The organism is Streptomyces sp. NPDC048192 (assembly GCF_043202415.1).
Lineage (GTDB): Bacteria > Actinomycetota > Actinomycetes > Streptomycetales > Streptomycetaceae > Streptomyces.
This window is the reverse complement of sequence record NZ_JBIDAL010000016.1, coordinates 87,964-101,820: the sequence shown is the minus strand read 5'-3', so window position 1 is coordinate 101,820 and position 13,857 is coordinate 87,964. Positions and strand designations below refer to the sequence as shown.

Here is a 13,857-nt window from a genome sequence, read left to right as displayed (position 1 = left end):
CCTTCACTGGTTCGAGTGGATCTCCCCCTCGTCCGGAACGATGCCGTGACTCACCGCAGTTGTTCACAGTTGACGCTCAATGCGGGAAATGTGACAGGTGTGACGAGGGGAGCGGTACGTGGGCGGCACGACACTCGTGGAGCAAGAGCCGGTGGACGCACCGGCCGCGGAGCACACCGCCGCCGCGCCCGAGACCTCCGCGTCCCCGGGCGTGCCCGGCCCGCGCCGGGTGGGGCTGGTGTTCTTCGGGCTGATGCTCGCCCTGCTGCTGGCGGCGCTCGACCAGATGATCGTCGCGACCGCGCTGCCGAAGGTCGTCGGCGAACTGCACGGCCTGGACCGGATGTCCTGGGCGATCACCGCCTATCTGCTCACCTCCACCATCGGCCTGCCGCTCTACGGCAAGCTCGGCGACCTCTTCGGCCGCAAGGGCGTCTTCCAGTTCGCCATCGCCGTCTTCGTGCTGGGCTCGGCGCTGGCCGGGCGGGCCCAGTCCATGGACCAGCTGATCGCCTTCCGCGCGGTGCAGGGCGTCGGCGCCGGCGGGCTCATGATCGGGGTGCAGGCGATCATCGCCGACATCGTGCCGCCCCGGCAGCGCGGCCGCTACATGGGCCTGATCGGCGCCGCCTTCGGCCTCGCCTCGGTCGCGGGCCCCCTGCTCGGCGGCTACTTCACCGACCACCTCTCCTGGCGCTGGTGCTTCTACATCAACGTCCCGTTCGGACTCGTCACCCTCGCCGTCGTCACCCTCGTCCTCAGACTTCCCAGGCCCGCGAGCCGCGGCAGGCTCGACGTCCTCGGCGCACTGCTGCTGGCCGCCGCCTCCACCTGCCTGGTGCTGCTGACCAGCTGGGGCGGCACCGAGTACGCCTGGGGCTCCCGGCAGATCATCGGCCTCGGCGCCGGGGCGCTCGCCTCGGCCGTGCTGTTCCTCGTCGCCGAGCGCTTCGCCGCCGAACCGGTCATCCCGCTGCGGCTGTTCCGCGACTCCGTCTTCAACGTCTCCGGCCTGGTGGGCCTCGTGATCGGCGTCGCCCTGTTCGGCGCCGCCAGCTATCTGCCGACCTTCCTGCAGATGGTCGACGGGGCCAGCGCCACCGAGTCCGGGCTGCTGATGCTGCCCATGATGGCCGGGATCGTCGGCGCCTCCGTCATCGGCGGCCAGCTCATCAGCCATACCGGCCGCTACCGCGTCTATCCAGTGCTCGGCAGCGCCGTCTCCGCCGTCGGCATGTGGCTGCTGTCGCGGCTCGCGGTGGACACGCCCCGGCTGCACTACAGCATCTGGATGGCCGTCCTCGGCGCCGGCATCGGCATGGTGATGCCCGTCCTCGTCCTCGCCGTGCAGAACTCCGTACGGCCCGCCGACCTCGGCACCGCCACCAGCGCCAACAACTACTTCCGGCAGATCGGCGGCAGCGTCGGCGCCGCGGTCTTCGGCACCCTGTTCGCCAACCGGCTCACCCACTCCCTGCGCAGGGAACTGCCCGAGACCGGGGGCGTCCGGCTGCCCGACCCCGAGTCCATCACCCCGCAGCTCGTCCACGCGCTGCCCCCGGCCCTGCGCGACGCCTACATCCGCGCGTACGCCGACGCGATGCCCCGGATCTTCCTCTACCTGGTCCCGGTGCTCGTCCTCGGCCTCCTCATCGCCTTCTTCCTCAAGGAGAAACCCCTGGTGTCCCACCCCACCGCCGAAACAGAGCCCGAGACCACCGGCACCGCGATCCCGCAGGCCCGTGTCTCCCACACCGCCGGAATCCCCGTCTGCGGCACCGTCCAGCACCCCGACGGCACCGTGGTGCCCCGCGCCGCGCTCACCCTCATCGACGTCGCCGGGCAGCAGATCGGGCGCGGCGCCAGCGGCGACGACGGACGGTACGCGCTCAGCACGCCCGGCTCCGGGTCGTACGTGCTGATCGCCGCCGCCGGCGGCCACCAGCCGCAGGCCGTCTCCGTCACCGTCGGCGAGCGGCCCGTCGAACTCGACGTCGTCCTCGGCGGCGCGGGCCGCCTCGCGGGCAGCGTCCTCACCGCCGACGGCAGCCCCGTGCGCGACGCCACCGTCACCCTCACCAATGTCCACGGCGAGGTCGTCGCCACCACCCGCAGCGGGCGCGAGGGCGGCTACGTCATCACCGAACTGGTCGCCGGCGAGTACACCCTCGCCGCCAGCGCCCCCGCCTTCCGCCCGGCCGCCCTCCCGGTCACCGTACAGGCCTCCCGGGAGACCCGGCAGGACGTCGAACTCGCCGGCGGCGCCGTGCTGCGCGGCACCGTCCGGGCGAGCGGTGGACGGCCCGTGGAGGACGCGCGCGTGACGCTCCTCGACGCCGCCGGGAACGTCGTGGACACCCTCACCACCTCGGCGGACGGAACGTTCCGGTTCGTCGACCTGTCCTCCGGCGAGTACACCGTCATCGCCGCCGGCTACCCGCCGGTCGCCACCGTGCTCCAGGTCGCGGGCGGCGGCCGTACCGAACGGGACCTGCAGCTGGGACACGAGGACTGAGCGGAACCGCGCGGAGGCGCCCGGCGGGGCGCCCGTCCGCGCGCCGGTGGGATCCGGTGCGGGGCAATTCCAGGATTGCCACACATCGCGACCGGCCGCCGCCTTACCGTAGTGGCGGGCGGCACAGATCGTTTGCGTACAGCCGTGGGGAGAGAGGGCCTGGGCCATGGACCGTGGCAGCGAGCGGGACACACCTCCCGGGAGCGGCGCCGGCGACGCGGCGGCGGGCCGGATTCCGCTGGCCGTGGTCGTCGTCGACCGCGACGGTCTGGTGTCCCACTGGAGCAGCGGCGCGCGGCGTCTGTTCGGCGCCGCCCGGGAGGAGGCCGTCGGGTGCCCGGCGGCCGACCTGCTGCCGGTCTCCGGCGCCCTCCCCGAGGAGCTGCACGGCGCGATGCCGGACGCCTACGAGGAGTACGACGGGCTCGGCCCCGACCTGGAGGCCTCGCTCGGCGGCCGCACCGCCTACCCCACCGCCGGGCGCGCCCGCGTCGTACCGCACGGCCGCCGGCCCGACGACGACCGGCTCGACGTGCTGTGGTGGGCCTACCCACTGGTCGGCCCCGGCCCGTCCCGGCTGCTGGTGCTCGCCGCCGACGCCGGCCGGCTGCGCGACGAGCGCGGGTACGACGACGAGACCGCCGAACGCATCTCGCCCGGCTTCGCCCGCCACACCGAACTGCCCGCCTCCGACGAGCTGGCACGCCGGCTGCCCGAGATCCTGCCCAACATGGGTCCGGGACTGAGCGGCCGCATCGTCTCCCAGGTGCTCGAACTGGGCTATCCGGTGCTGGAGTTCAGCCAGTTCGACCGGGTGCCCGTCACCCCGTACTGGGGCGTGCCCCGCCGGCCGGGGCGCAGGCGCGCCGAGGCCGTCGTGCCCCCGCAGCGCAGCGCGCCGGTCGCCGTCGTCCCCGAGGGCGCCGAGCAGGACCTGGAGTACGCCGCCGCGCGCGAGCGGCTGGAGTTCCTCAACGAGGTCAGCTCCGCCATCGGCTCCTCCCTCGACCTGGGCGAGACCATCCGCGAGGTCACCAGCGCCGCCGTGCCCCGGTTCGCGGACTTCGCCGGCACCCATCTGCGCGCCGCCGTCCTCGCCGGCGAGGGCTTCCCGGACGGCCCGCCGGACGCCAGCACCGTGATGTTCCGGGTGTGGGTCGAGCACAACGACGAACCGGGCCGCTGGGACGACACGGTGCCCGTCGGCGAGGCCTTCGCCTTCCCGGAGCACACGCCGTTCTACAAGTGCATGAGCACCGGCGAGCCCGTGCTGATCCCGCGGGTCACCGAGGAGCTGTCCGAGCGCATCGCCGGCGAGTTCGAGAAGCGCGACCTCAGGCCGCTCATCGGCGGGCGCTCCCTGCTGATCGTGCCGCTCAAGGCCCGCAACGTCGTCCTCGGCTTCATGGTGCTGATGCGCCGCCCGGACCGCCCGGCCTTCGACGACATGGACCGCACCACGGGCGCCGAACTCGCCGCCCGCGCGGGCCTGGTGCTCGACAACGCCCGTATGTACACCTACCAGGAGAACGTCGCCGAGACCCTGCAGGACAGCATGCTCCCGCAGGTCACCCCGCGGATGGCCGGCTGCGACGTCGCCACCCGCTATCTGCCGGGCACCCGGCTCGGCCGGATCGGCGGCGACTGGTTCGACACCGTCAAACTGCCCGGCTCGCGCACCGCGTTCGTGGTCGGCGACGTCATGGGCCACGGCCTGAACTCGGCCGCGATGATGGGCCAGTTGCGCACCGCCGTGCAGACCATGGCCGCCATGGAGACCCCGCCCGCCCAGCTGCTGCGCAACCTCGACGACCTGGCCCGCCGGCTCGGCGACACCTACCTCGCCACCTGTCTGTACGCCGTCTACGACCCGATCCGCGGTGAACTGCACCTCGCCAACGCGGGCCACATCCCGCCGGTGCTGGTGCGGGCCGAGGACGGCAGCAGCGAACTGCTCGACCTGCCCACCGGCGCGCCCATCGGCGTCGGCGGCGTCCCCTTCGAGGCCACCCGGGTGAAGGTCTCGCCCGGCGACCGGCTGGTGCTGTGCACCGACGGCCTGGTCGAGGTCCGCGGGTCCGACATAGGCGAGGGCCTCGCCGCCCTCTGCGAGTCGGCCGCCCATCCCGCCGCCTCGATGGACGACGCCTGCGACACCATCATCCGCGCCCTGAACACGCGCGGCGGCCGCAAGGACGACGTCGCCCTGCTCATGGCCCGCCTCAACGGCATCCCGGACGACCACGTCGCCGAGTGGCGGCTGGACGCGGACCCGCGCGACGTCGCCCGGGCCCGCCGCCTGGTCCGCGGCCGGCTGCTGGAGTGGGGGCTGCCGCAGGCCGTGGAGACCGCCGAGCTGCTGGTCAGCGAGGTCGTCACCAACGCCGTACGGCATGCCGTGAGCGAGTCCGTCGGACTGCGCGTGGTCCGCACCGAGGCGCTGCTGTTCGAGGTCACCGACGACGAGCCCGCGCTGCCCGAGATGCTCGCCGCCGGACCGTACGACGAGTCGGGGCGCGGCCTGCGCGTGGTCAGCCGGCTGGCCCGGGAGTGGGGCGCCAGCGCCACCGGGCACCGCAAGACCGTCTGGTTCGAACAGGCCCTCGCCGAACGGAGATGACCAGCGGGGGCGCGCAGTGTGCTGACGAGCGCCCCCGTCAGGTTGTCCGGGGTCCGTACATCCGGTGAAGGTGGCTCCCGACCCTTGCCTCGCTCCGGGCGCCCGCGATATCCCGATCACGGAACCGAACCGTGGGGAGATCGCATGAACGTCTCGGACAAGTACCGCAGCAACTGGGAGAGTTACTGGAGCGAGACCTCCGACGACACCGGCGAGGCGATCTGGGACAGCGATCCCGCCCTCTCCGCCGAACCGCACAGCGCCCTGCTGCTGGCCCACGCGGACCCGGCACGCACCATCGTCGACCTCGGCTGCGGCAACGGCACCCAGACCCGCCACCTCGCCACCCGGTTCGCCCGCGCCGTCGGCGTCGACCTCTCGCACGCCGCCGTCGAGCACGCCCGCCGCGCCACGCCCGACGGCGCGGCGCAGTTCGAGCAGCTCGACCTCACCGACTCCGCGGCGGTGCGCGCCCTGCACGAGCGGCTCGGCGACGTCAACGTCTACATGCGGGCCGTCATCCACCAGAGCGAGCCCGAGGCGCGGCCGGCCGTCGCCGCCGCCGTCGCCGAACTCATCGGCGCCGAGGGCCGCGCGTTCGTCGTGGAACTCACCTCCGGCTCCCGGGACGTGCTCAAGCGCGCCGCGTCCCAGGAGGGCGGACCGGGACCCAAGCTGCAGCGTGTCTTCCAGCACGGGCTCAAGCCGGCCGACGCCGACGACTCGGAGATCCCGCGGCTGCTCGGCGAGGCCGGTCTGAAGGTCCTCGCCGAGGGTGAGACGGTCGTGCCGCAGACCGAGCACCTGACCGACGGCACCCGCATCGACCTGCCGGCCCACTGGTTCGTCCTCGCCGGAGCGTAGACCCGAGGGGTGCGCGGGACCGCCGTCCCGCGCACCCCTCGGCCGGCCCGCAACGGGGTGCTTTGAACCCGGCGATGCCGTCCCGCTCCGAGTCGTAGCCTTGCCGCCGTCCGGCGCGTAACGTGACGCAGCATGAAGATCCTGATCAGTGCCGACATGGAGGGGGCCACCGGCGTCACCTGGCCGGCCGACGTGCTGCCGGGCACGCCGCAGTGGGAGCGGTGCAGGTCGATGTTCACCTCGGACGTGAACGCCGCCGTACAGGGCTTCTTCGACGGCGGGGCGGAGCACGTCCTCGTCAACGAGGCCCACTGGACCATGCGCAACCTGCTGCTGGAGCAGCTCGACGAGCGGGTGGAGATGCTCACGGGGCGGCACAAGGCGCTGTCCATGGTGGAGGGCGTGCAGCACGGCGACGTGGACGGCATCGCGTTCGTCGGCTACCACGCGGGCGCCGGCATGGAGGGCGTCCTCGCCCACACCTACCTCGCCAACCAGATCACCGCCGTCTGGCTGAACGACGTCCGGGCCAGCGAGGGACTGCTCAACGCGCGCGTCGTCGCCGAGTACGGCGTCCCCGTCGTCCTCGTCACCGGCGACGACGTGGCCTGCGAGGACGCGCTCGGCTACGCGCCCGAGGCGCTGAAGGTCGCGGTGAAGGACCATGTGTCCCGGTACGCGGCGGTGTGCCGGACACCGGCGCGTACGGCCGCCGACATCCGCGCCGCCGCCAAGGAGGCCGCCCGCCTGGCGGTGCGCCATGAACCCGTCGACGCCGGGCCGTTCACCGTGGCCGTCGAGTTCGACGCCGAGCACCTGGCGATGGCCGCGACCGTCGTGCCCGGGGTCGCGCGGACCGGCGAGCGGAAGGTGGCGTACACCAGCGCCACGATGTACGAGGGGATCAGGACGTTCAAGGCGGTCACCACCGTGGTCTCCGCCGCCGTGGAGGAGCAGTATGGCTGACCGGCACCCCGACCAGCAGGCCCTGGACGAGGTCGTGGAGTTCACCTCGGGCCTGATCCGCATCGACACCACCAACCGGGGCGGCGGGGACTGCCGGGAGCGGCCCGCCGCCGAGTACGCCGCCGAGCGGCTGGCCGGGGCCGGCCTGGAACCGGTGCTGCTGGAGCGCACACCGGGCCGCACCAATGTCGTCGCCCGGATCGAGGGCACCGACCCGTCCGCCGACGCCCTGCTGGTCCACGGCCACCTCGACGTGGTGCCCGCCGAGCCCGCCGACTGGAGCGTGCACCCCTTCTCCGGGGAGATCCGCGACGGGGTGGTGTGGGGGCGCGGCGCCGTCGACATGAAGAACATGGACGCGATGATCCTCGCGGTCGTCCGCTCCTGGGCCCGGCAGGGCGTCCGGCCCCGCCGGGACCTCGTCATCGCCTTCACCGCCGACGAGGAGGCCAGCGCCGAGGACGGCTCCGGTTTCCTCGCCGACGAGCACCCCGGTCTGTTCGAGGGCTGCACCGAGGGCATCAGCGAGTCCGGCGCCTTCACCTTCCACGACGGCGCCGGCCGGCAGCTCTACCCGATCGCGGCGGGGGAGCGGGGCACCGGCTGGCTCAAGCTCACCGCGCGCGGCCGGGCCGGACACGGCTCCAAGGTGAACAAGGAGAACGCGGTGACCCGGCTCGCCGCCGCCGTCACCCGGATCGGCGCGCACGAGTGGCCGCTGAGGCTCACCCCCACCGTCCGCTCCGCGCTCGCCGAACTCGCCGCGCTGTACGGCATCGAACCCGACTTCCGGGACGTGGACCGGCTGCTGGAGAAGCTCGGCCCGGCCGCCAGGCTGGTCGAGGCGACCATCCGCAACAGCGCCAACCCCACGATGCTGAACGCCGGGTACAAGCTGAACGTCATCCCCGGCGAGGCCGTCGCCTACGTCGACGGACGGTATCTGCCCGGCGGCGAGGAGGAGTTCACCGCCACCCTCGACCGGCTGACCGGCCCGGACGTCACATGGGAGTTCGCGCACCGGGAGGTGGCCCTCCAGGCGCCCCTGGACTCGCCGACGTACGCGAGGATGCGGGCCGCCGTCGAGGAGTTCGCGCCCGAGGGACACGTGGTGCCGTACTGCATGTCGGGCGGCACGGACGCCAAGCAGTTCTCCCGGCTCGGCATCACCGGATATGGTTTCGCCCCGCTGAAGCTGCCCGAAGACCTCGACTACCAGGCGCTGTTCCACGGCGTGGACGAGCGCGTGCCCGTCGAGGCACTGCACTTCGGCGTGCGGGTGCTCGACCGGTTCCTGCGCACGGCCTAGGGGATGGGGGACGAGATGATCACCACACCGTACGGTTCCTGGCCGTCGCCCGTCGACGCGGCCCTGGCCGCCGCGCACGACGGCCGGCCGGAGTGGACCGGATTCGTCGGGGACGAGACCTGGTGGACCGAGCCCCGGCCCACCGAGGGCGGCCGGCGCGCCCTGGTACGGCGCCGCGCCGACGGCACCGAGGAGTCCGTGCTGCCCGCGCCCTGGAACGTGCGCAGCCGGGTCATCGAGTACGGCGGCCGGCCCTGGGCCGGGGCCGTACAGGACGGGCAACCGCTCGTCGTCTTCGTCCACTTCGCCGACCAGCGGCTCTACCGGTACGCACCCGGTGGCGAGCCGCGCCCGCTCACCCCGGTGTCGGCCGTGGGCGGCGGGCTGCGCTGGGCCGACCCGCGCGTGGACCTGGAGCGCGGCGAGGTCTGGTGCGTGCTGGAGGAGTTCACCGGCGACGGCCCCGGCGACCTGCGGCGCGTCCTGGCCGCCGTACCGCTGGACGGCTCGGCCGCCGAGGACCGGGGCGCCGTCCGCGAACTCACCGACGACCGGCACCGGTTCGTCACCGGGGCACGCCTCGCCCCCGGCGGCCGGCGCGCGGCCTGGCTCGCCTGGGACCATCCGCGGATGCCGTGGGAGGGCACCGAACTGCTCGTGGCCGACATCGGCGACGACGGCACCCTGCACGACGTGCGGACCGTCGCCGGCGGTCCGGACGAGGCCGTCGCACAGGTCGAGTGGGATGCGGACGGCAGGCTCCTCTACAGCAGCGACCGCGGCGGCTGGTGGAACCTCTACCGCGACGGCACCCCGCTGTGCCCGCGCGAGGAGGAGTTCGGCGGGCCCCTGTGGCAGCTCGGGCTGCGCTGGTTCGCGCCGCTCGGCAACGGGCTGATCGCGGTCGTCCACGGCAGGGGACCGGCCGTGCTCGGCGTCCTGGACCCCGAGTCCGGCGAGATCGTCGACGCCGCCGGCCCGTGGACCGAGTTCCCGGCCCATCTCGCGGCCCACGGCACCCGGGTGATCGCGGTCGGCGCCAGCCCGCGCACCGCCTACGAGGTGGTCGAGCTGGACACCGCCACCGGCCGGGCCCGCGCGATCGGCGCCCGGCACCGGGACGCCGTCGACCCCGCCTACTACCCGGAGCCGCAGATCCGCGTCTTCACCGGCCCGGACGGCCGCGAGGTGCACGCCCACGTCTACCCCCCGCACCACCCCGGACGCACCGCCCCCGACGGCGAGCTGCCGCCCTACGTCATCTGGGCGCACGGCGGCCCCACCAGCCGGGTGCCGCTCGTGCTCGACCTGGAGGTCGCCTACTTCACCTCCCGCGGCATCGGCGTCGCCGAGGTGAACTACGGCGGCTCCACCGGATACGGCCGCGCCTACCGGGAGCGGCTGCGCGAGCAGTGGGGCGTCGTCGACGTGGAGGACTGCGCGGCCGTCGCCCGGGCCCTGGCCGGCGAGGGCACCGCCGACCCCGCCCGGCTCGCCATCCGGGGCGGCAGCGCGGGCGGCTGGACCACCGCCGCCTCCCTGGCCACGACCGACGTCTACGCCTGCGGCACCATCCTCTACCCGGTCCTGGACCTGACCAGCTGGGGCCCGGGGGACACCCACGACTTCGAGTCCCGCTACCTGGAGTCGCTGATCGGCCCGTACGACGAGGTGCCCGCCCGGTACGCCGAGCGCTCCCCGGCCGCCCACGCCGACCGGCTCACCGCGCCGTTCCTGCTGCTCCAGGGCCTGGACGACGTGATCTGCCCGCCCGCCCAGTGCGAACGCCTCCTCGACCGGATCGCCGGCCGGGACGTGCCGCACGCCTACCTCACCTTCGAGGGGGAGGGGCACGGCTTCCGGCGGGCGGAGACCATGGTGCGCGCCCTGGAGGCCGAACTCTCCCTGTACGCCCAGGTGTTCAAGCTGGACGTGCCCGGCGTCCCGAGACTGGAGCTGCACACGTGAGGGAACTGACCCGGCCGGCGCGGCTGGCCCCGGGCGCCCGGGTGGCCGTCGTCGCCCCCAGCGGGCCGGTGCCCGAGGAGCGCCTCCAGGCGGGGCTCGACGTGCTGCGCGGCTGGGACCTCGACCCGGTCGTGGCTCCCCATGTGCTCGACCGGCACCCGGAGTTCGGCTACCTCGCCGGCCGCGACGCCGACCGCGCGGCGGACCTCCAGAACGCCTGGTGCGACCCGTCGGTGGACGCGGTGCTGTGCGCCCGCGGCGGGTACGGCGCGCAGCGCATGGCCGGCCTGCTGGACTGGGACGCGATGCGGGCGGCCGGGCCGAAGGTCTTCGTCGGCTTCAGCGACATCACCGTGCTGCACGAGGCCTTCGCCGCCCGGCTGGGCCTCGCCACACTGCACGGGCCGATGGCGGCCGGCATCGACTTCCTCAAGAACGCCGCGGCCCAGGAGCACCTGCGGGCCACGCTGTTCGCCCCGGAGACGGTGCGCACCATCGCCTCCCGCGGCACCGCCCTGGTGCCCGGCCGGGCCCGGGGCGTCACCCTCGGCGGCTGCCTGTCCCTGCTCGCCGCGGAGCTGGGCACCCCGCACGCGCGCCCCTCGGCGGCCGGCGGGCTGCTGTGCCTGGAGGACGTGGGCGAGGAGACGTACCGGCTGGACCGGTATCTCACCCAGCTGCTGCGCGCGGGCTGGCTTCAGGGGGTGCGCGGGGTGCTGCTCGGCTCCTGGGCGGAGTGCTCCGCCTACGCCGAGGTGCGCCCGCTGCTCGCCGACCGGCTCGGCGCGCTCGGTGTGCCGGTGGCGGAGGAGTTCGGCTTCGGGCACTGCGCGGGCGCCCTGACCATCCCCTTCGGCGTGGCGGCCGAACTCGACGCCGGCGCGGGCACGCTGACCCTGGAGGAGCCCGCACTGCGCTGAACCGCGGCCCATCCGCGGTGACCCGCCGCGCTGAGGGCGCGCGGGACGCCGTACTACCCTGGCCCGATGCCGCACACCGCGCCCCACTACCTCGCCGAGGGCCCCCGCGTGGCCATCCGCCACTTCACCCTCGAGGACGGCCCCGAGTTCAGCGCGCGGGTCCGTGAGAGCAAGGACCTGCACCGGCCCTGGCTGTTCCCGCCGGACAACGAGGAGGCCTACGCCGCCTACGCGCGCCCGCTGATCGAGGACCCGGCGAAGGCCGGCTTCCTGGTGTGCGAGAAGGACAGCGGGGACATCGCCGGATACATCAACATCAACAACATCGTGCGCGGCGCCTTCCAGTGCGGCGCCCTCGGCTACGGGGCCTTCGCGCACGCCGCCGGGCGCGGTCTGATGCGCGAGGGCCTCGGCCTGGTCGTCGACCACGCCTTCGGGCCGCTCGGGCTGCACCGGCTGGAGATCAACGTCCAGCCCGGAAACACCGCCTCCATCGCGCTGGCGCGCGGCGCCGGCTTCCGGCTGGAGGGGTTCTCCCCGGCCATGCTCTTCATCGACGGCGCCTGGCGCGACCACGAACGCTGGGCGCTCACCGCCGAGATGCGCGCCGGAACGCACGGGCCCACCGCCTGAGCACACCCTTTGCGCAATCCTGACCGGCACGTCCCCTGGCCGAGACGACCCGCGCCGGGTTCCATGGTGATCGTGACGAGGATCCGACGTGAGGTACTGACGCTGCCCGCCGCGCAGTTGGGCCCGGACAACCCCCTGCCCCCGCTGCGCCCCCTCGACGAGGTCCACCGCATCGACGACCGGGACCGGGACGGCATGCCCAGGGACATGGCCCGCCAGCTGGGCCACGAGCCGCTGCGCAGCCTGCTCCCGGTCCGCGTCCGCGACGGCTACGGCAGAACCCGCGAGCCCCGCGCCCTCGACGCCCTGGTGATCGAGAACGACCGGCTGCGCGCCACCGTCCTGCCCGGCCTCGGCGGCCGCGTCGCCTCCCTGGTCCACCTGCCCACCGGACGCGAACTCCTCTACGCCAACCCGGTGTTCCAGCCCGCCAACTTCGCCCTCAACGGCGCCTGGTACTCCGGCGGCATCGAGTGGAACATCGGCGCCACCGGCCACACCACCCTGTCCTGCGCACCCCTGCACGCCGCCCGCGTCCCCGCCCCGGACGGCGGGGAGATGCTGCGCCTGTGGGAGTGGGAGCGGCTGCGCGACCTGCCCTTCCAGGTCGACCTGTGGCTGCCCGACGGCTCCGACTTCCTCTACGTCGGCGTCCGCGTCCGCAACCCGCACGAGCGGCCGGCGCCGACGTACTGGTGGTCCAACATCGCGGTGCCCGAGGAGTGCCGGGTGCTCGCCCCCGCCGAGGACGCCTGGCTCCCCCACTGCCTTGAGGGCGTGGGAGGTACCCCCATCGGTTACGAGCGCCGGCTGCGCCGGGTGCCCGTCCCGTCGTACGACGGCATCGACCGCACGTATCCCCTCAACAGCCCTTACGCCGCCGACTACTTCTACGAGGTGCCCGACGGCCGCCGCCGCTGGATCGCCGCGCTGGACGCCGACGGCCACGGACTGGTGCAGACGTCCACCGACACCCTGCGCGGCCGCAAGCTGTTCGTGTGGGGCCATCTGCCCGGCGGCCGGCGCTGGCAGGAGTGGCTCACCGAACCCGGCACCGGCGGCTACTGCGAGATCCAGGCCGGGCTCGCCCGCACCCAGCTGGAACACGTCCGGCTGGAGGCGGAGAGCGAGGTGTCCTGGCTGGAGGCCTACGGCCCGCTCGACGCCCCGCCCGAGGGGGAGTGGCACCGGGCGGTGCGGGGCGCCGAGGAACGCCTCGAGTCCGTGCTGCCCCGCGCCCGCGTCGAGGAGGCGTACGCGGCGTGGCAGCGGTGCGCCGACACCGAGCCCGGCGAGATCCTGGCCGCCGGCTCCGGCTGGGGCGCCCTCGAAGTGCTGCGCGCCGACTGGAAGCTGCCCGGCACCCCGTTCCCCGAGTCCACCCTCGGCGAGGCCCAGGCGCCCTGGCGGGAACTGCTGCGCACCGGCTCACTGCCGGAGCCGCGCCGGGTACGGCCGCCCGGCGAGACCCTCGTCGCCCCGCACTGGCGGGACATGCTGGAGACCGCGCCCGCCACCCCGCACACCGAGTACCACCTCGGTGTCGCCCAGTGGCACGCCGGCGACCGCGCGCAGGCGGTCCGCAGCTGGGAGCGTGCCCTCTCACTCGCCCCGTCCCTGTGGCCGCTGCTGCGCTGCCTGGCCGTCGCCGACCAGGAGGCAGGGCACCACGAGCGGGCCGCCGACCGCTACGCGGACGCCTTCGACGACCTGTGCCGCGAACGGCGCGACGACGGCGAGGCGTGGACGGCCGCCGTGACCGCGCTCGGCCGGGAGACCCTTCAGGCGCTGCTGAGGGTGCGGCGCACGGCCGAGGCGCGCGCGGTGTGGGACCGGCTGCTGCCCGCCGTCCGCAGGCGCGGCCGCTTCCGGCTGCTGGAGGCGGAGCTGCTGCTCGCCGAGGGCCGACCCGCCGAGGCCCGGGCGGTGTTCGACGCCGGGTTCGAGGTGGCCGACCTGCGGGAGGGCGAGGAGGTGCTGGGCCGGCTGTGGTCCCGGCTCACGGACGAGCCCCTTCCCGCCCGGTACGACTTCCGGATGCGGCCCGACGCGCTCTGACGGG

At 74.2% G+C, this 13,857-nt stretch carries 9 protein-coding genes; all 9 read left to right on the top strand.

Features of this window, described 5'->3' with window-relative positions; genetic code table 11:
• The first annotated feature begins 118 nt into the window (after positions 1 to 118).
• The 9 genes from ACGFZN_RS30605 to ACGFZN_RS30565 all read left to right on the top strand — a co-directional run bounded on the left by ACGFZN_RS30605 (position 119) and on the right by ACGFZN_RS30565 (position 13,853).
• Entirely contained in the window at positions 119 to 2,515 is a 2,397-nt protein-coding gene (locus ACGFZN_RS30605) for an MFS transporter (RefSeq protein ID WP_393861697.1), read from the top strand.
• A 166-nt stretch (positions 2,516 to 2,681) separates the two neighbouring features.
• A complete protein-coding gene (locus tag ACGFZN_RS30600) occupies positions 2,682 to 5,135 on the top strand; it encodes a SpoIIE family protein phosphatase (protein ID WP_393861696.1) in 2,454 nt (817 codons plus the stop codon).
• A gap of 144 nt (positions 5,136 to 5,279) precedes the next feature.
• Positions 5,280 to 5,999, top strand: coding sequence for a class I SAM-dependent methyltransferase (locus ACGFZN_RS30595; RefSeq protein ID WP_393861695.1), 720 nt, complete (start codon positions 5,280 to 5,282; stop codon positions 5,997 to 5,999).
• A gap of 132 nt (positions 6,000 to 6,131) precedes the next feature.
• Positions 6,132 to 6,965, top strand: a complete 834-nt coding sequence (locus ACGFZN_RS30590; RefSeq protein WP_393861694.1) for a M55 family metallopeptidase — start codon at positions 6,132 to 6,134, stop codon at positions 6,963 to 6,965.
• On the top strand, positions 6,958 to 8,274 hold the full coding sequence (locus ACGFZN_RS30585) for a M20/M25/M40 family metallo-hydrolase (protein WP_393861693.1): 1,317 nt from the start codon (positions 6,958 to 6,960) through the stop codon (positions 8,272 to 8,274). The genes ACGFZN_RS30590 and ACGFZN_RS30585 overlap by 8 nt, the downstream gene beginning before the upstream one ends.
• A gap of 15 nt (positions 8,275 to 8,289) precedes the next feature.
• Positions 8,290 to 10,242, top strand: coding sequence for a prolyl oligopeptidase family serine peptidase (locus ACGFZN_RS30580; protein WP_393861692.1), 1,953 nt, complete (start codon positions 8,290 to 8,292; stop codon positions 10,240 to 10,242).
• Positions 10,239 to 11,162 carry an LD-carboxypeptidase gene (locus tag ACGFZN_RS30575; protein WP_393861691.1) on the top strand — a complete coding sequence of 308 codons (924 nt, stop codon included), beginning with the start codon at positions 10,239 to 10,241 and terminating at the stop codon, positions 11,160 to 11,162. The genes ACGFZN_RS30580 and ACGFZN_RS30575 overlap by 4 nt, the downstream gene beginning before the upstream one ends.
• A gap of 66 nt (positions 11,163 to 11,228) precedes the next feature.
• Positions 11,229 to 11,795 (top strand): GNAT family N-acetyltransferase, encoded by a 567-nt coding sequence (locus tag ACGFZN_RS30570; protein ID WP_393861690.1) that lies wholly within the window; start codon positions 11,229 to 11,231, stop codon positions 11,793 to 11,795.
• Between the two features lie 63 nt (positions 11,796 to 11,858).
• Complete coding sequence (locus ACGFZN_RS30565) at positions 11,859 to 13,853, top strand: DUF5107 domain-containing protein (RefSeq protein WP_393861689.1); 1,995 nt, start codon at positions 11,859 to 11,861, stop codon at positions 13,851 to 13,853.
• The last annotated feature ends 4 nt before the right edge of the window (positions 13,854 to 13,857 follow it).